Raw genomic sequence first — 16232 nt, 5'->3', positions numbered from 1 at the left:
ATTCGCAATAACAATTGAGCGGTACCCGCCGCCGGACGCCGGCGTCAGCCGTGCAGCGCGCCTTCCGTGGGTAGCACCGCTGCCGCGCGCACGTGCCGGTGCTTGAAGAAAATCGCGAACAGCACGGCCACCACCAGCGAGTACGAGGCGAACGTCGTCCAGATCCCGGGCCAGTCCTTGCTGCCGTCGGCATGGGTGAACCAGAGGTCGATGATCACCCCGCTGATCGAGCTGCCCAGGACCGCGCCGATGCCGTTGGTCATCAGCATGAACAGGCCCTGCGCGCTGGCGCGGATCGCCGGGTCGCTCTGCTCCTCGACGAACAGCGAGCCGGAGATATTGAAGAAGTCGAACGCCATGCCGTACACGATGCACGACATCACGATCATCCACAGCCCCGGCCCGGGGTTGCCGTAGGCGAACAGGCCGAAGCGCAGCACCCATGCCAGCATGCTGATCAGCATCACCGTCTTGATGCCGAAGCGCTTGAAGAAGAATGGAATGGCCAGGATGAACAGCGTTTCCGAAACCTGCGAGATCGACATGATGATCGCCGGATAGCGCACGGCGATCATGCCCTTGTACGCATCGACGTTGGCGAAATCATGCAGGAACGTATCGCCGTAGGCGTTGGTCAGCTGCAGCGCCGCACCCAGCAGCATGGCGAACACGAAGAAGATCGCCATCTTGCTGTTCCGGAACAGCGCGAACGAGGTCAGCCCCAGCGTATCCAGCCACGAGGTATGCGCCTGCCCGCGCAGGCGCGGCGGGCATTTCGGCAGGGTGAACGCATACAGGCCCAGCAGCAGCGACGCGCCGGAGGCGACATAGAACTGGCCGCCGGAGGTTTCCAGGTGCAGCAGGCTCACCATCCACATCGCGGCGATGAAACCGATCGTGCCCCACACGCGGATCGGCGGAAACACCAGCACCACGTCGGCGCCGTTGGTCTTCAGCGCGTTGTACGCCACCGCGATCGCCAGCGAGATCGTCGGCATGTAGCACATCATGTTCAGCAGCATCACCCAGAACAGCGTGCCCGGGCTGTCGATCGAGGGCACCATGAACAACACCATCGCGCCGCCGATGTGCAGCAGGCCGTAAAGCCGTTCCGCATTGAGCCACTTGTCCGCGACCACGCCCATCAGCGAGGGCATGAACAGCGAGGCGATGCCCATGGTCGAGAAGATCGCGCCGAACTGCGCGCCCGACCAGTGCCGGTACTGGAACCAGTACGCGCCGATGGTGATCAGCCAGGCCCCCCACACAAAAAACTGCAGAAAATTCATCGCCACAAGACGGAGCTTGATGCTCATCGACCGACAACCCGCATATTGGCTTTCCCCAGGCAAGGCCGAGGGAACACCCCGTGGCCGCAAAGCCTTGGCAGGTTAGATGAATCGGCGCCCGACCGGCAAGGCTGGCTGCAGCGCCGCTTCAATGGCCGTCGACGCCGCGCAGCAACGCCTGCACGCGATCGCGCAACACCGGCAGCAGCTCCTGCTCGAACCACGGGTTGTGCATCACCCACGGCCGGTTGCGCGGGCTGGGATGCGGCAGCGGCAGCCGCCCGTGGGCCAGGTGCGTGCGCCACGCGCGCACGGTGTCGGTCAGCGAGGCGGCCCGCGCCGCACCGAGCATGCCTGCCTGCGCGTATTGGCCGATCACCAGGGTCAGCCGCACCTGCGTCAACAACGGCAGCAGGGGCGGGTGCCAGGTCGGCGCGCACTCCGGTCGCGGCGGCAGGTCGCCACCGCGGCCGCTGCCGGGGAAACAGAAACCCATCGGCACGATCGCCACGCGCGCGGCGTCGTAGAACGTGTCGCGATCGATGCCCAGCCACTCGCGCAGCCGATCGCCGCTCACATCGTCAAACGGCACCCCGCTCAGATGCACCTTGCGCCCCGGCGCCTGGCTGACGATCAGCAGCCGCGACGTGGCCGACGCCTGCAGCACCGGCCGCGGGCCCAGCGGCAGATGCGCCTCGCACAGGCGGCAGGCGCGGATATCCCGCAGCAGCGGATCAAGCGGAGCGGGCATGCTTGCGGGTCTTCGGTCGGGGTGCACACCGGGCTGCGCGTGGCGTCGACGGCTTGCCGCGCATGGGATGGGTGACATGACGCACACGCATCACGGGAGTGGCGGCGGGATCGCGGCGACGTAGCTGCGCCGCTTGAGCAAAAACCACACGGCGCCCAGCGGAAACGCCACCGAAATCGTCCACGGGCCAAAGGGCTGGGCAACGCAGGCGGCGCCAAACAGCAGCACGCTGATCGGCTGCATGCTGAACGCTCCCGTGGTCCAGTTGAGCCCGACCGCGACGAAGCCGAACAGGATAAACAGGATCCACGGCCACTTCCGGCCCCGCATCGGGGTGCGCGCGCACAGCACCAGGGCATACAGGCAAAGCAGCGGTATGACGCAGGCCAGCCCCAGAAAAAGGTACTGCAGGGGATGCTTGCCTCGAAGGGTGAACGCGTTGGTCTGCTCCAGCGACTGCTTCATCCGGTAAACGTGCAAGCCCTCGATGGTGTCCTGACCGCCTGTGGTGGACACAACCATGTCAGCCAGGGCCCAGTCCGAATCGAATTCGTACTCGAAGGCGAGCGACACATGTGACTCGCCGTTTACCCACGCCTTGTGAGCGCCCACGGTCTTGACCGAACGCGGCGCGCCCTCGGGAAAGTAGCCCGCCATCTTGGCCAGCTCCGCATCGCTGTCGGGAGTTCTGAGCTTGGCCGCCAGGTGGTCTCTGGTCGACTCCAGATGCCCCAGCCGCAGATCCTCCAGCGTGGCGCGGGCAAACTTGACCTCGGATGCTGGCGCGAAGCGATCGACGATGTCTTGCTGGCTGCAGGCGCCCGCGAACAGGCACAGCAGCGCCATCACAACAAGCTTCATGGCTCTCATGTATTCCCCCTGGAGAATATAAGGATCAGGGCAACAGCTTGCCCGGGTTGAGTATCCCGTCTGGGTCGAACGCCGTCTTGACGCTGCGCATCAAGCCCAGCGTGGAGGCTTCCAGCGCCAGCGGCATGAACTCGCGCTTGATCATGCCGATGCCGTGCTCGCCCGACAGCGTGCCTTCCAGCGAGATCACCAGCGCAAACACGTCGGCGAGGCAGGCATGCGCGCGCTCGCGTTCGACCTCGTCGCGCGGCAGCAGGTTCACATGCAGGTTGCCGTTGCCGGCGTGGCCGAACGTGACGATCAATACATCGTGCCTGGCCGACAGCTGCTTGATGCCGTCGACCAGCGCGGGCAGGTGGCTGACCGGCACCACCACATCCTCGTTGATCTTGTTCGGCGAGATCGTGCGCTGCGCCGGCGACAGCGCCCGGCGTGCGGCCCACAGCGCACCGGTTTCCTCGGCGCTCTGCGCCACCCGCAGTTCGTCCAGCCCGTCGCCGCGTGCGGCAGCCGCCACCGCAGCGACCGCGCTGTCCAGCGTGGCCGGTTCGCCATCCACCTCGATCATCAGCATCGCGCCGGCAAGCGGCACGCTGTCGCCCCCATGCGCATGCGCCAGCTTCAGCGCCACGTCGTCGATGAACTCCAGCGCGCACGGCGTTACCGGCTGCGCCATGATCCGCGCCACCGCACGCGCCGCCGCGCCCACATCTCTATAGGTCGCGCGCAAGGTGCGCACCGACGAAGGTTTCGGCGTCAGCTTCAGCGTGGCTTCGGTGATCAGCGCCAGCGTGCCTTCCGAGCCGATCAGCAGCCGGGTCAGGTCGTAGCCGGTCGCCCCCTTGCTGGTGTAGGTGCCGCAGCGAAAACCCTCGCCGCTGCCGGCCACCGCGCGCAGGCCCAGCGTGTTCTCGCGCGGGCTGCCGTACTTCACCGCGCGCGGCCCGGCCGCATTGCACGCCAGGTTGCCGCCGACGCTGCACCACGGCGCCGAAGTGGGATCGGGCGGCCAGAAAAAACCGTGCGGCGCCAGCGCCTGCTGCAGGTCGCCGTTCAACACCCCCGGCTCGACCACCGCCAGCCGGTTGTCCGGATCGATCCGCAGAATCCGGTTCATCCGCTCGAAACTCACCACCACGCCACCCTCGACCGGCACGCTGGCGCCCGTCGTATTGCTGCCGCGCCCGCGCGCGATCACCGGCACCTTGTGCGCGCGACAGGCCCGCACCAGCGCCTCGACCTGGGCGTGTTCGGCAGGGAACACCACCGCATCCGGCAGCGCGTGCAGGCGGGAGTTGTCGTAGGAGTAGGCGATGCGTTCGGCTTCGCCGGTCGAGAGCGCATCGGGAGCGAACGTGGCGCGAAGGCTCTCGAGCAGGGTGGGTGAAAGCGTCATTCGACGAGTTTAGCGCCGAACCCGACCCGACTAGAGCTTCGGGGGAGTCCCAGCGCGGGCTGGCGAGTCAGTGGCCCGGTGGCGCAATAGAACGCCCATGCAAAATTATTAGACGACCATGTAGCGTGATAGAACGTCGATGAAAAAAGAGTGGCTGTCCATGTAGATAGATAGAAGACTTGAGAAAGGTAACTGGCCGTCCATGGAGGGAGATGGAACGTCCTTGGAAAATCAGTGGGCGTCTAGGGACAGCAATAGAGCGTCGATGGAGAATTGGTAGACATCCGCGTACCGCGATAGGTCGTTCATGAAAAATCACCGGGCGCCGATGTATCGAGATAGACCAGCCATGAAAAATCACTCGATGTCCATGTAGCACGCATGCAGGCGAAATCCAGGGCGGTGGTGCCGGCGGGTATGCGAAACCATGTACCCGCCGGCACGGCCGTCAGGCCACTGCTGTAGCTGGCGCGGCGCGATTAGCCCTTGGCCCGGGAAAGCGTACGCGCAGATCGTCATACGCATCCTGTGCACCAGCTTGGCCGGTCTTGGCCGCCTCGCGGATACCCTTGTAGTAGTCAAGATCAGCCAGCCAAATCTCGCTGGATACAAGCTGCACGGTATCGTCGACGCAACTGGCGAGCGTCTGGAGTTCCATTGTGAAGCGAAGCAACTGAGAACGAAGCGCCCGAACCTTTTGTACCTCGGCGACATCGACGAAGCCAGGCGCAAACTCGGGGCGATTGTTCATGTACGTCGCGCACTTCTCGTCAAAGCCCACCGACTTTGGCCCCATCTTCGCCAGTTCACGCCTCTCCTGTCCCGACAACGTCACCAAAAAGGGAAGCGCGCCGCGAACAGTTGTCAACGCAGACTGGATGGACGTCACGTCTTCGTCTGAAAGAACTGCCACAACGCGATTGTCATATGCCATGAAACTCTCCTTGTCATCGCAAAAAAGAGCCGCCCCATTGGCGGCACGCAGAGCGTATCAATGACGCGGTGCAGGCTTGGCGCGTGACGTTGTGTAGGAAAAAGATGAGCGGCGTGCTACCGCATCAAGGATCAGACAACCCCTACAGGTCCGTGGGGGGAGACCTGCTTTGACGACCGCCTGCCTTACGCGATCCTGCGCTTGCTCTGTGAGTCAGGAACAAACCGACTAGACGTCAGGCGTATGCCGACATCGGAAAGTCAGGCGGCACCGACGAAGCAGGGCGACCACATCAACTATATGGCGACGAACATGATCGTCTACACCATCAAGCAGGACGAAGGCGGGCAATGGGGGGTTTGTCGTGATGGCACCTTTCTCTTGCGCGAACTGACGCTCGGCCCTGCGATCAGGCTGGCACGTAATATCGCGCGCGATGAGCATCATCGTTCGAGTCGACCGACCTGCGTCGAGATGCGTGAGGGCGTATCTCAAACCAACCTCACCGCGTATCCGAAACAAGCGGACACGGCCGGCCGGTGGGAAGCATCCCCGCTTTCGGTGTATTGAGCTTTCGCGCGGAGCAGTCCTACGTGCCGAGCTGGGACGAAGCTAACATCCGCGCCTACGTGGTAGACCAACTTGAGACTTTCTTCTAATTGACGATTTCAAGAGGAACATCTGTTCCCGACCCAAAGCGGACGTAAGGGACGTCTCGCGCTCGACCCTAGATTTGAGGCAATCCCGCGCCGCACGCCGCCATCTCGTCAGTGATCTGCCCCACCAGGGCATCCACCTCCGCCTCGGCAGCGGCGATGGACGCATGCAAGCGCTCGTCGTTGAACTCGTCGTACTCGATCGCGACATAGTCGACTCTGTCGATGCCGATGTAGAGCAGTGGCGCCGTCACGCCAGTCTCCACGTGGTTGCGCGTGCCGAGGCGCTCTCCGGGTTCGTACCCATGATCGCCACGCGAACTCAGCAGGACCATGCGTTTTCCCTGCCCAGCAAGAAGCGGCCAGTAGGGTTCACCGGGGCGGCTGCGGTCGAAGCCGAACGTGCGGCCCACGCGGACGACATTGTCGATCCAGGCCTTGAGCGTGGACGGCATGCCAAAGTTGTACATGGGCACTCCGATCACGACGAGGTCGGCGCCAATCAGCTCGTCGACCAGGCGATCACTTTGCGAGAGGACTTGGTGCATCCACGGCTCCCGCTGCGCTGGCGGGGTGAAGGCGGCATGCACCCATTCGCCGGTGACAGGCGCCGGAGGTTGTTCGGCCAAGTCGCGGTACACGACGGCATCCTGCGGCCTCAGCGCTTGCCAGCGACGCACGAAACGGGCCGACAGGCGACGCGTGTGTGAGCCATGCGCCAGCTCATCAGAACGACCGGGGCGGGCGCTGGAGTCGATATGAAACAACCTAATCACGATTCACCTGTAAATTGGGGGTGTTCAAGCATCAACCGCGAGGTCGCCGCCGTAAAATGATGATTTCCCATTCATCAGGTGAACAGAATTCATCCCGCGCCCGCCAGCTCCCGCCATTGACCGCCTTGCGCGCATTCGAGGCCGCGGCGCGGCACCTCAGCTTCAAGCACGCCGCTGCGGAGCTGTCACTGACCGCAACCGCCATCAGCCATCAGATCCGTCAGCTGGAGGACCGTCTCGGCGTACAGTTGTTCGTGCGCGGGACCCGGCGGGTGGATCTCACACCGGCTGGCCAGAGTTTGTTCCCTGCGCTTCGCGAGGGCTTCGATGCCATGACGCGCGCCGTGCAGGCGGTTCGGCCTGATGCGAGGCCACGCACCGTGGTGCTGAGCACGACCATGGCGTTCGCCTCGCGCTGGTTGATGCCGCGCCTTGCGCGCCTCGCGACCTCGCGACCGGACATCGTCCTGCACCTCCACACCAGCGACGAGCCGGTCGATCTGCACAGCGGCTCAGCGCATTTGGCCATCCGCTACGGCCCGGGGCACTACCATGGATTGAACGATGCGCCCCTGCTGCCCTCTCGCTTCGCACCGGTGTGTGCTCCCGGTCTTGGCGTCCGCAGCCTGGAGGATTTGGAGCGCGTGCCGCTGATCGGCTTCGAATGGTTCCGCCGTGATTCAATGACGCCGGACTGGGCTCTATGGTTTGAGCGCGCACGGCGCGCGTCGGTGCCACGGCAGCTCCAGTTTTCCGACGAAGTCCACGCCATCCAGGCTGCAATCGCCGGCCAAGGCATCGCCTTGGTCAACCTGGCGCTCACGGCGGAGGAGTTGGGTGCCGGACTGCTATGCCAACCCTTCGGCCCCGAGCTGTCGGGCCACCCTTTCCATCTCGTTTGGCCGGAGGCGGGCGACATGGATCCCGCGCTCGTCGAGGTGAGGAACTGGTTGCTGGATGAAGCGGCGAGCGTGCCCACCGCGGCGGCAAGCCAGTCTTGAAGACCTTTCAGGTTGAGAACGGCCTTTGTACGCCTTCGCCATTGCGATCGGACCGCTTTCGACCCAAATCGGACGTTCGAGGAACACCCGGTTCGGTTGTCGTCGCTACAGTAAATCGAGAGGGCTGATCGTGTGACTCCCGCGCAGCCCTTGCGGGTAATGTTGGCGTCGGCCCATTTCTAGTTTCAACGTGTCCGAAAATCGGGACGACGTCAAACATCACCTGGAACATGGTGAGTACGGTGGCTGGTTCATGGTGGGCACCCGCACACCAAATCACCCGCTCCATCGCCGCCTCTCGTCATGCTGAGGCGTACCGCTCCACTTGTCCCGGTGCGGTGCGAGCAATCTTCGCGAGCAACGTCTCGGAGGCGCACCACGACGAGAGGGAGGTCACACGAATCCATGCGCTCCACTCCCCTTCAGGGTGACGCATTAAGGTGTGGAGTTGTTCATCTGCCGGGATCCACGTATTGAACCAATGGAGCCGCTCCGCCAGCGCCACACCTGACAGCCATAGGGCCTGCGCACCACTAGCGGGGTCTTGGCAGAAGAGGAGGCATGAGCGCCCCAGAGCCTTCTTGCGTAGGACGACTTGACCTTCGGGTAGATGACGCCAGTGTGTGCGCGAGCGGCCAATGAGATCGTCGAGTACCGCTTCGATGGGTGACGCGATCGGCTGCGACGAGTTAATCGCTTCATCCACCAGTCGTGTGAGCCGGCCAATCAGCTCGCCTCGGTCCAGTGAGGAACGGCGGCTCAAGCGACGTACGGCCGTCACGTAAGCCCCTTTCAGTCGATCAGCCCCCGCTGGGCGCGTGCTCAGTGACGCCTGCAAGCACCGATGAATCGGCTCGCTCACCCGCCCATCCGATCGAGCCTGAGCGGTGGGGTCCAGGTAAGCCATCGCCTCGTCCCCGAGCCAGCTAGTGGGCGCGCCCGACTGGCGCTCAGCGCGCCCGTACTGATAGCGCACCCGCCGGCGCTGCTGATCCTCGAAGTAGCGTCGCAGGGCAGGTACCAAGGATGGACTGGCACCCACGTCGTCCGCTTGACCGAAGAGGCCGAGGCATTCGCGATCGAACGCCTGTTGGTAGGCTGCTTCTGCCTTCGCATGTAGGGATCGCTCAATCTTCTCCCGTTCGTCGCCGTGGCTGCCGTATTTCCATAGGTAAAATGCGATTGAACGCACTACGGCTCGGAGCGCCCACATTTCCCCGCCAAAGCCGGCCGCGTGATCAAGTAGGTTGGCGTGGGACCAGTCCGGTAAGGCGTGGGCATTGCCGAAATCCATGAGCTCGCCAGCCAAGCTCATGTTGGAGGAGAACACTCCACCGTTGGTGAGGCGATGGACCTGCGCATAGGCAATCTGCTGGGCCATACGCACCACCCACACCTCCGGTGCAGCGACAATGTCTTTAGGCAGGTTTCCATTCAGCCACGTGCGCACCACCGTTCGCGTGCGCAGGACGTCGTCCTGTTGCAACGCTTGTCCCTGATCGCCCGCGGAAACCCTTGCGCGGAACAAGGGTGCGCGTTCGGCGTGCGAGGGGCGAAGAACGGTGGGTCGGATAAGTAGTCCCCGTCGCGTCAGACGTCGGCGTGAATCCTGTGCGTCGGGATCGCTGAACATCAGGCCGGTATCCAGGACCGCGATCACGGGTACGGCACCGAAGGGAAATTCGGCGCCGACCACTTCGCTATAGACCGCCTCGCGGAGGCACTCCTCTAGAGTGGCGCACCCGTGGGCGTGACCAGGTGTGGCCCCGGCGCCGACCAGCGGCGTAGGTCCAATTCCCTTGGCACTGAAACGTCCCGCAATCCCGCTGCGCCCGCTACCGCCATGCGGTGTCGTGCCCTCGGAACTCCCATAGCGATCCGCATGGAAGACCTTGGCGAGGCGCTCGCCGCATGTCGACGGCCCGTTGTCGATGGCGAAGCCAAATTCAGCAAGGAGCCAACCCTCCGCGCGTCGGCGCTCGACGGCGGAGGTGACATCTAATCCGCGTTGAAGGAACCAACGAACATTGAGCCAGGCGACCCGGCACGCCGCGAGTTGGTACGCCGTGAATGGTACGAGCAACGAGTTGCTGACCTCGGCAAGGTCGACGATGCCCTCATGAAGCATCGCGACCTCATCAGGACGAAAAACGTCATTGATGATGGCGCTCATGCGGAGGCGCGACAATGCAGCACTTTGCGGATCGAGCCGTCTTCGCGACGCCGAAGCCATCGGACCTCACCGAGCCCGGCGAACCGGGCGCGCGCAACGTCGAGGCACGGTCTCAGGTCGTGGTTAAGAACCACGAAATCCATAATCCAGAGGCGATCTCCCTCGTTCCACTCGCTCAAGTGAAAGAGCACCGCCGGGTCGTGTAGCAATCGCTGTTCGACGTCTTCGGCCAAGAATGCCCATGTCATATAGCCGACCAGATTGCCGCCTTCATCATGAAAGAGGTGATACTGATCCAATAGAAGCGCCGGCCGAATCCATTCGGCAAGGCAGGCTATCGGGTACTGACAATACTCCGGCGATCGCATCATTACCGCGCTCACCGCCCCTAGTGCGCGCATGTAGTCATTTACTGAAAGGGTTAATGGCTGAGGCGAATAGCCCTTCGCTGCCATGGAACAGGCTTCCTCAGCGTTGTGCGCAAACCGAGGGCGGACCATTCAGCAACGGCTGCCGATCGAACGATTTATGGAAGAGGGCTGTAGCCTCCTGATTTCCACGCGCGATCTGTTCCTGAGTGAGGGGTGGCGCCTGCGTCGTGCTTGGCGACAAGTAATGGAACCGGATTGACGCCTCCAACTGGTGTGCATACTCGCCATCGGCGCCCAATTGGAGAAGTCGATTCATCACGTACTCTCTGTAAACATCATTTCCGGCGATGAGCGGCAGCAACCCATCGCCATCATGCCCCCCACGCGCCAGGAGACTAACCATGCGCCAATCCCCTCGCGCCAGGCCGTCTGAAATGTATCGAGGAGCATCACGCCGGTAGTCATCAATCTCTCGCTGGGGGTACGTCAGCTGCACGCCATTGCTCTGGAAGAGCGATTGGACATAGCACGCCTGGGCATCGGCATTACCCTGCGCCGCTGCCAACTTAGTTGCTTCATAGAAGTGCATTGCCGATGCAGTATCCGCAGGACATGCGGCAACGGTGTCTGTCAGCTCGCGTATGGTGACCTCGCTCCGTGCAATGGAATTTGAGCACTCCGCGCGCTGACTCTCGGTCTGTGGGATTTGCGGCAAACTCTGGCAAGCCTTGATCACCGAACGCGCTCCATCCAACCGATTCTTCGCGAAATAGCAGTCGCGACTCGTGTCAAATGTCATTGTTGCCGCCGGCGTACCTGGGTGGCTTGCGTTGCTGGTGGCGAAGACGGTCGGCGGCGACGGCGACGGTGCGCTTGCAGCCGCCGATGGGGCGGGGACGGGGGCGGGGGCAATGGCCTGAGCGCTCCGGCTGTTGTCGTGCGCCGAGCTAAATGGCGACACGTAGAGCCAGGCCGTAGCTGAGACCGCCGCGACGCCGACAAGAAGAACGCTGAATCGTTTCGTATTCATGGGCAAAGGCTACCAGTGCAATGGGGCAACCAAAAGAAGATTCACGCGCGTGGGTCAAAGCCCACCGCATTTGGACCCCTTATCCTGCATGTAATTATTCATCGCCCGGTCTCCCGCTTCATAGGCGTCGTTCCAGCTGTGGTCATGTAGATCCTGAGCCCCCCATTGGTGGGCCCATTCGTGCGCAATGGCTCGAATCAGGTATCCAAAATTGCCATTGCCGGCACCGGGCAGGAAGATCATGGTTTGACTGGTGTATGTCACACCACCGATCTCGATGGAGTTCGGCGTTGGCGGATTAGGGTTGTTCGGGGCCGTTTGATAGTACGTGCCGGTGGATACGTCATGCCAGCCGTGATTCCCAAGGATGTACATGGTGAATCCCGGCTTAGCACCAGAATTCGCGCCAGGTCCCCATGTTGCATATGCCTTAGCGCAATTGAGCGCTCTGTAATTGGTCGCGCTGATATACCCCGGATAAAGCCCCAAACTAGGCGGCGGGGCACCGACGTTCAGGTATCCGCCGCTATACCATCCAAAGCTGTAACTGGTGGTCGTTGAGGTCCACGTTCCATTGACGGTCACGCTTGCCAAGTTTGTTGGTTCGTCAGCGAGGGACCCGTGGGTGGCGACGAGGGTGGCGACAAAAACCAGTATCTCCGCGGCGGCCAGCTTTCTCATCGCATTTCCCTCCCGGAAGTGTGCGCGGATTCGCGTCTATGTACCTCGGAATCACCCCCGTGATCCGAGAAAGCCCTGCGACGTCGGGCGCGCCGTATCTAGATCTCATCGACCAACAAGAGCGGCACGGCCGTACGGAATGTCGGAGAGACGTCGCCTCAGCAAGTAGATGGCGCGATACGGACGACCGCACATCCACCAGATGAGCGCTAATCTCTAGGCGTTATCACGGACGGTACGCGCGATGTTCCCCTGGATCTGTGCGCTGCTTCGCAAGTAGGCGGGCTCTCTATTGCAGCGTTGCCACCATTCTGCAACCGGCACCGACCGTCCGGCAAACGGTAATGACCGTTGAGGAGCAATCCAAGGGGATGGTTCTGTTGGTTGTCTCAGTCGCGCGACACCAGAATCCGGTCTGGTCAACTCATCGTCTGGCGTGATGTTGCCGAAAACCTTCACCTCCATCGTTTCCGGCACCATCACCGACATTTCTAGTTGGATCATACAAATACTCCGTCCAAGCGTAGATGGGTTCATCATCGCCGCATGTGGGCAGCTGGTTTTTGGGAGGCGCTCATGGGTGGCTTCTTTGGCGCAATTCAATATGGTCTCGTTGTGGGCGTGCTCGGGTTTTTAGCATCCCCCATATTCGGCATGTTCCGTGGCGCGCATGGCGAGAACGCTGGCTGACGCCAAAAACGGTCAAAAGCAACGCAACGAAGGCCGCCGCCAGGGGCGGCCTTCTGGTTATTAGGTGGTGCCGATGGCTGGCCAGAGCGGCACAGTGCAAAGGTCAGTCGTCCGTCATGATCGACTGGTGAGATTTCTTCATCACCAGTAGTGGAACATGAAGGGGTGTGCCACGCTGCGCTCGGATTTCCGGTTTATATGGCGCTGTGTCGCGGTTGAAGGTGTAGCACGCGAGCGCGATCTTGTGGCACAGTTTGGGCCACGCAGGGGAGATCGTGATGCCGGCAAAAAAGTCGAGCGCCACCACGGCGCGGACGCTCAAGGCACGCGTCAGCGATGCGTCGATGCTGAGAAAACTGGACGCGCTCAAAGTCCAGCACGGGTTGAACGAATCGAGCCTGCTGCGCGAAGCGCTACGCGACTACGTCGATCGCGAACGGATGCGCGATGAGATCGCCGCGATGGATCGGCGCTTTGGCGCCACGGTGGATCGGCTGATCAAGTTCGATACTGCGGATGCAAAAGCAAACATCTTTAGGCCGGAAGATTTAATCATGTCAACGCAATGGCATGATTTGGATAATAATGCGTCGAACGTATTGCGAACCGCAAGCCGGAGTCTGTAATTTGAATCCGCCCCATCTCTTTCTTGCATGATGCAGAGGCATGATTCACACTACCGGCAGCGTAAGGAAACTCGCCTGCGCCGGTGCGTGACCCTCACGTAACCTGCAGGCTTGGCACATCAGCGTAACCATTTGATCGTGCAAGACCAGCGCGCTGATCAGCAATTACCGGAAAGGTGTGCAAGACTTACCGGAATACGCAGTACGCATTGAGGATGTCGAGAGATTTCAAGCACTGGAGCAAAAAATACACGATGCCTTGGCCTCTGGTGACGCTGAAGAAGAAGTAATTACTCCATCCGCTGAACTGGATCGACTGAAGCTGCCGCCTTACGACTATCTCCATGAGATCGTTGATAACCGGGCCAATAAGCCCATTGTGCACGCACAAATCGTTTTCGATATCAGCCTGCTCTCAACGATTGTTCAGCGTTATCTTCGACAGCTGCCGCGAAAACCTGTACCCCAGGACTGGCCAGGCTCAATATGATCGCGCCTTGGCCAACACAGAAAGCCAACCAGACTCGGGTCAGAGTGCACTTTCGAGTGGCCGCTTCTGGCCGAAAGCGGGCATTAGCCCTCCCCGGGCGCCGGTGTTTCTTTTGGATGTGGTTTGGACTTCGATGGCGAGTTGTTTCGATGAGCATCAACCGGCTTCAAACGCCCCTCGCAACCACTCGCGTCTAACGGCATCCACCGGCCCGTCGTAACTCACCACGTCGAAGCGGCAGGCGCGCTGCGCATGCTGGGGATGGCAGGCGAGCCATTGCTGCGCGGCCTTGACCAGCCTGGACTGCTTGTTGGGCGTGACTGATGCGGAGGCATCGCCGTGCGAGGCGCTTTTTCGATAGCGCACTTCGACGAAGACGATGTCCTGGCGATCGAGCATCACCAGGTCGAGCTCGCCGTAACGGGTCGTGTAGTTGCGGGTGAGCAGTTTGAGGCCGGCGCGTTCGAGTTCTGCGCAGGCGCGCAGCTCGAAGACGTCGCCGGCCGCACGCATCAGTGATTGTCGGGCTGGCTGGATTCGAGCGGGGCGTCGTTGCCTGGCGAAGGCGTGCCGGTGGCTGGCGGGGTGCTGCTGGGCACGTCGTCCATCTGCAGGCTGCCGCCCAGCGGGTGGGCCAGGCCGTCCTGGAATTTAGCCCAGATCAGCACGCGGCGCACGCGGCCGAACTGGTCGGCGGTGAGCTGGCCGCTGGCGCCGGGCATGTAGCTGCCGGGGTGCGCGCGCAGCCAGTCGAGGTAGGGCACCAGGCTCCAGGCGTCCATGCCGAACGCGAACAGCCGCGCGCCGCTGCCGCTGGCGGCGGGCAGGCGCGCGGCCATGTCGCCGTGGTTGGGCAGGCCGGGCTGGGCATCGAACAGCCACGGCGCATCGCAGAACTCCACGCCGTCCAGGTCGCGGTTGGCGGCGGCGTCGTCGCTGCCTTCGTAGACGTGCGAGGTGGCGACCACCGGCAGCGCGACTTGCGCGATGCGCAACTGCGGGATCAGCAGGCGCGCCTGCTGCGGGCGCATGCTGATGAAGATGCCGGTATCGCCGCTGTCGCTGACGACGGGGGCGGCGGGCGCGTCGGTGCTGGTCGCCGGGGCGGGCGCCAGCGGGCTGGTCGGAAAGTGCTGCCCGGCGATGGCGCCGGCGTAGCTGGTGGCGCCGGCAGGCAGCACCACCATGCCCGCGAGCTCGCCGCCGCGCGCGTCCAGCTCGGCCTTGAACGCGCCGGCGGCGCGCTGCGCGAAATCGTCCCCGGAGACCATCACGTAGGCGCGGCGCAGGCCGCGCTCGATCATGTGGTCGGCCGCCTGGGCGCCCTCGGTTTCCGGCAGCAGGCCGAATTCGCTGGCGTCGCCGCTGGGCAGTTGCCGGTCGTCGGGGTGATTCAGGGCCAGCACCGGCACCGGCAATTGCCCCTGGCCGAACACGGCGGCCACTTCGCCGCGGGTGAGCGGGCCGACCACCAGCCGTGCCCCATTGCTCACTGCCTGCTGGTAGGCCTTGATCGCGCCGTCGGCGGTGCCCTTGCTGTCGTAGACGCGCACGCTGGGGCGCGGTGCGTGGTTGCGCCCCGCGTCCAGATAGGCGGCGAAGAAACCTTCGCGGATCGACGCGCTGGCCGCCGCGTAGTTGCCGTCGCCGGGGAGCAGCAGGGCGACCTGGCTGGGCACCTTGTAGCCCTCGCGCACATTGGCGTCGGCGCCGGGCAGCAAGGTGCCCACCGGCTGCTGCAGTTCCGGTTGCGCTTGCGCCACCACGACGCCGAGCCGGCTCAGCGCCTCGTTCACCCAAGGCAACATGCGATTGCCCGGTTTCATCGCGGCGGCGCGCTGCTTGAGCGGGGCGACACCCAGCTTGCCGAGCAGATCGAGCACCTGCTGGCGGTTCTGCGTGTGGTCATAACCGCTCAACTGGTCGTCCATCTCCACGCGGGTGCGCGCGGCGCCCCAGGCATCGCCGCTGGCCGCCATGGCGCGGGCGCGCAGCTCCAGCAGGCGCATCTGCATGCCGGCCGGCACGGTCACGTTGGGCTGGGTGGTGAGCCGCAGCGCGGTGGCCGCATCGTGCTGGCTGAGCGCCAGTTCGGCCTGCAGCAGGTCGAGCCGCAACGGTTCGTCGCCGCTCAGGCGCTGGCGCTTGATGCTGGCCAGCGTCGGGGCGGCGCGTTCGATCTGGCCTTCCTGGCGCCAGGCTTCGGCAGCCAGCAGGCGATAGCTGTCGGCGTGGGCGGATGACTGGCTGGCGAGTGTCAGATACGCCTGCGCGGCCTGGTCGAACTGGCCTTGCCGGGCCAGTGCCTCGGCACTCTGCGCGGCGGCGATTTCTGCCGCCGAGCGCGGCGCGTTCATCGGTACGCAGGCAGCCAGCGCCAGCGAGAAAAGCAGTCCGATCGCGGCGACGCGCGAGAGGCGCATGAAGCGCATGGGAGATCCCTTGTTCGTCATGGTCGTCAATGCGCGATCATAGCCGATCGTCTTGCCGGCTTACGG

The 16232-nt window shown here is 63.2% G+C and carries 17 protein-coding genes; 4 read left to right on the top strand and 13 right to left on the bottom strand.

The genetic code is table 11. The features are described 5' to 3' along the window. Nucleotides 1-44 precede the first annotated feature (44 nt). The 5 genes from ACFPME_RS12160 to ACFPME_RS12140 form a co-directional block, all read right to left on the bottom strand. Entirely contained in the window at nucleotides 45-1316 is a 1272-nt protein-coding gene (locus tag ACFPME_RS12160; RefSeq protein WP_377305645.1) for a nucleoside permease, read from the bottom strand. A 121-nt stretch (nucleotides 1317-1437) separates the two neighbouring features. Next, nucleotides 1438-2040 carry a uracil-DNA glycosylase family protein gene (locus ACFPME_RS12155; RefSeq protein ID WP_377305643.1) on the bottom strand — a complete coding sequence of 201 codons (603 nt, stop codon included), beginning with the start codon at nucleotides 2038-2040 and terminating at the stop codon, nucleotides 1438-1440. A 90-nt stretch (nucleotides 2041-2130) separates the two neighbouring features. After that, complete coding sequence (locus tag ACFPME_RS12150) at nucleotides 2131-2886, bottom strand: hypothetical protein (protein ID WP_377305641.1); 756 nt, start codon at nucleotides 2884-2886, stop codon at nucleotides 2131-2133. 49 nt (nucleotides 2887-2935) lie between these two features. Then, complete coding sequence (locus tag ACFPME_RS12145; RefSeq protein WP_377305638.1) at nucleotides 2936-4306, bottom strand: FAD-binding oxidoreductase; 1371 nt, start codon at nucleotides 4304-4306, stop codon at nucleotides 2936-2938. Between the two features lie 448 nt (nucleotides 4307-4754). Continuing rightward, entirely contained in the window at nucleotides 4755-5240 is a 486-nt protein-coding gene (locus ACFPME_RS12140; RefSeq protein WP_377305636.1) for a hypothetical protein, read from the bottom strand. Between the two features lie 312 nt (nucleotides 5241-5552). Between ACFPME_RS12140 and ACFPME_RS12135 the strand changes: the two genes are divergently transcribed. Then, entirely contained in the window at nucleotides 5553-5810 is a 258-nt protein-coding gene (locus tag ACFPME_RS12135; RefSeq protein ID WP_377305634.1) for a hypothetical protein, read from the top strand. A 157-nt stretch (nucleotides 5811-5967) separates the two neighbouring features. Here the strand turns inward: ACFPME_RS12135 and ACFPME_RS12130 are convergent, their stop codons facing one another. Next, the gene (locus ACFPME_RS12130) at nucleotides 5968-6672 is read right to left on the bottom strand and encodes an FMN-dependent NADH-azoreductase (RefSeq protein WP_377305632.1); all 705 of its coding nucleotides are present in this window, start codon (nucleotides 6670-6672) and stop codon (nucleotides 5968-5970) included. 56 nt (nucleotides 6673-6728) lie between these two features. Between ACFPME_RS12130 and ACFPME_RS12125 the strand changes: the two genes are divergently transcribed. Continuing rightward, on the top strand, nucleotides 6729-7673 hold the full coding sequence (locus ACFPME_RS12125) for a LysR substrate-binding domain-containing protein (protein ID WP_377305630.1): 945 nt from the start codon (nucleotides 6729-6731) through the stop codon (nucleotides 7671-7673). A gap of 301 nt (nucleotides 7674-7974) precedes the next feature. Here the strand turns inward: ACFPME_RS12125 and ACFPME_RS12120 are convergent, their stop codons facing one another. The 5 genes from ACFPME_RS12120 to ACFPME_RS12100 all read right to left on the bottom strand — a co-directional run bounded on the left by ACFPME_RS12120 (nucleotide 7975) and on the right by ACFPME_RS12100 (nucleotide 12432). Beyond that, nucleotides 7975-9846: a hypothetical protein gene (locus ACFPME_RS12120; RefSeq protein WP_377305628.1), complete on the bottom strand. Its 1872-nt coding sequence runs from the start codon at nucleotides 9844-9846 to the stop codon at nucleotides 7975-7977. Further along, nucleotides 9843-10301: a toxin-activating lysine-acyltransferase gene (locus tag ACFPME_RS12115; protein ID WP_377305626.1), complete on the bottom strand. Its 459-nt coding sequence runs from the start codon at nucleotides 10299-10301 to the stop codon at nucleotides 9843-9845. The genes ACFPME_RS12120 and ACFPME_RS12115 overlap by 4 nt, the downstream gene beginning before the upstream one ends. A gap of 13 nt (nucleotides 10302-10314) precedes the next feature. Then, nucleotides 10315-11247 (bottom strand): hypothetical protein, encoded by a 933-nt coding sequence (locus tag ACFPME_RS12110; protein WP_377305624.1) that lies wholly within the window; start codon nucleotides 11245-11247, stop codon nucleotides 10315-10317. Between the two features lie 54 nt (nucleotides 11248-11301). After that, entirely contained in the window at nucleotides 11302-11928 is a 627-nt protein-coding gene (locus ACFPME_RS12105) for a hypothetical protein (RefSeq protein WP_377305622.1), read from the bottom strand. 216 nt (nucleotides 11929-12144) lie between these two features. Further along, complete coding sequence (locus tag ACFPME_RS12100; protein WP_377305620.1) at nucleotides 12145-12432, bottom strand: hypothetical protein; 288 nt, start codon at nucleotides 12430-12432, stop codon at nucleotides 12145-12147. Nucleotides 12433-12896: 464 nt separating this feature from the next. Here ACFPME_RS12100 and ACFPME_RS12095 point away from each other — a divergent pair, with 464 nt between their 5' ends. Next, the gene (locus ACFPME_RS12095; RefSeq protein WP_377305618.1) at nucleotides 12897-13244 is read left to right on the top strand and encodes a hypothetical protein; all 348 of its coding nucleotides are present in this window, start codon (nucleotides 12897-12899) and stop codon (nucleotides 13242-13244) included. Between the two features lie 178 nt (nucleotides 13245-13422). Beyond that, on the top strand, nucleotides 13423-13734 hold the full coding sequence (locus tag ACFPME_RS12090) for a hypothetical protein (RefSeq protein WP_377305616.1): 312 nt from the start codon (nucleotides 13423-13425) through the stop codon (nucleotides 13732-13734). Nucleotides 13735-13890: 156 nt separating this feature from the next. On the opposite strand, the gene ACFPME_RS12085 is transcribed toward ACFPME_RS12090, so the two are convergent. Continuing rightward, entirely contained in the window at nucleotides 13891-14247 is a 357-nt protein-coding gene (locus ACFPME_RS12085; protein WP_377305614.1) for a YraN family protein, read from the bottom strand. Further along, nucleotides 14247-16166: a penicillin-binding protein activator gene (locus tag ACFPME_RS12080; RefSeq protein ID WP_377305612.1), complete on the bottom strand. Its 1920-nt coding sequence runs from the start codon at nucleotides 16164-16166 to the stop codon at nucleotides 14247-14249. Before ACFPME_RS12080 ends, ACFPME_RS12085 begins: the two co-directional genes overlap by 1 nt. Between the last annotated feature and the right edge of the window lie 66 nt (nucleotides 16167-16232).

It is taken from the genome of Rhodanobacter umsongensis (genome assembly GCF_042654965.1).
GTDB classification, from domain to species: domain Bacteria; phylum Pseudomonadota; class Gammaproteobacteria; order Xanthomonadales; family Rhodanobacteraceae; genus Rhodanobacter; species Rhodanobacter umsongensis.
This window is presented reverse-complemented; position numbering and strand designations above follow the sequence as displayed.

Coding starts and splice junctions, on each gene's coding strand:
- ACFPME_RS12100 (WP_377305620.1), bottom strand. CDS start 12,432: ATGATCCAACTAGAAATGTCGGTGATGGTGCCGGAAACGATGGAGGTG.
- ACFPME_RS12110 (WP_377305624.1), bottom strand. CDS start 11,247: ATGAATACGAAACGATTCAGCGTTCTTCTTGTCGGCGTCGCGGCGGTC.
- ACFPME_RS12140 (WP_377305636.1), bottom strand. CDS start 5,240: ATGGCATATGACAATCGCGTTGTGGCAGTTCTTTCAGACGAAGACGTG.
- ACFPME_RS12080 (WP_377305612.1), bottom strand. CDS start 16,166: ATGCGCTTCATGCGCCTCTCGCGCGTCGCCGCGATCGGACTGCTTTTC.
- ACFPME_RS12145 (WP_377305638.1), bottom strand. CDS start 4,306: ATGACGCTTTCACCCACCCTGCTCGAGAGCCTTCGCGCCACGTTCGCT.
- ACFPME_RS12120 (WP_377305628.1), bottom strand. CDS start 9,846: ATGAGCGCCATCATCAATGACGTTTTTCGTCCTGATGAGGTCGCGATG.
- ACFPME_RS12095 (WP_377305618.1), top strand. CDS start 12,897: ATGCCGGCAAAAAAGTCGAGCGCCACCACGGCGCGGACGCTCAAGGCA.
- ACFPME_RS12115 (WP_377305626.1), bottom strand. CDS start 10,301: ATGGCAGCGAAGGGCTATTCGCCTCAGCCATTAACCCTTTCAGTAAAT.
- ACFPME_RS12125 (WP_377305630.1), top strand. CDS start 6,729: ATGATGATTTCCCATTCATCAGGTGAACAGAATTCATCCCGCGCCCGC.
- ACFPME_RS12155 (WP_377305643.1), bottom strand. CDS start 2,040: ATGCCCGCTCCGCTTGATCCGCTGCTGCGGGATATCCGCGCCTGCCGC.
- ACFPME_RS12085 (WP_377305614.1), bottom strand. CDS start 14,247: ATGCGTGCGGCCGGCGACGTCTTCGAGCTGCGCGCCTGCGCAGAACTC.
- ACFPME_RS12160 (WP_377305645.1), bottom strand. CDS start 1,316: ATGAGCATCAAGCTCCGTCTTGTGGCGATGAATTTTCTGCAGTTTTTT.
- ACFPME_RS12150 (WP_377305641.1), bottom strand. CDS start 2,886: ATGGCGCTGCTGTGCCTGTTCGCGGGCGCCTGCAGCCAGCAAGACATC.
- ACFPME_RS12135 (WP_377305634.1), top strand. CDS start 5,553: ATGATCGTCTACACCATCAAGCAGGACGAAGGCGGGCAATGGGGGGTT.
- ACFPME_RS12105 (WP_377305622.1), bottom strand. CDS start 11,928: ATGAGAAAGCTGGCCGCCGCGGAGATACTGGTTTTTGTCGCCACCCTC.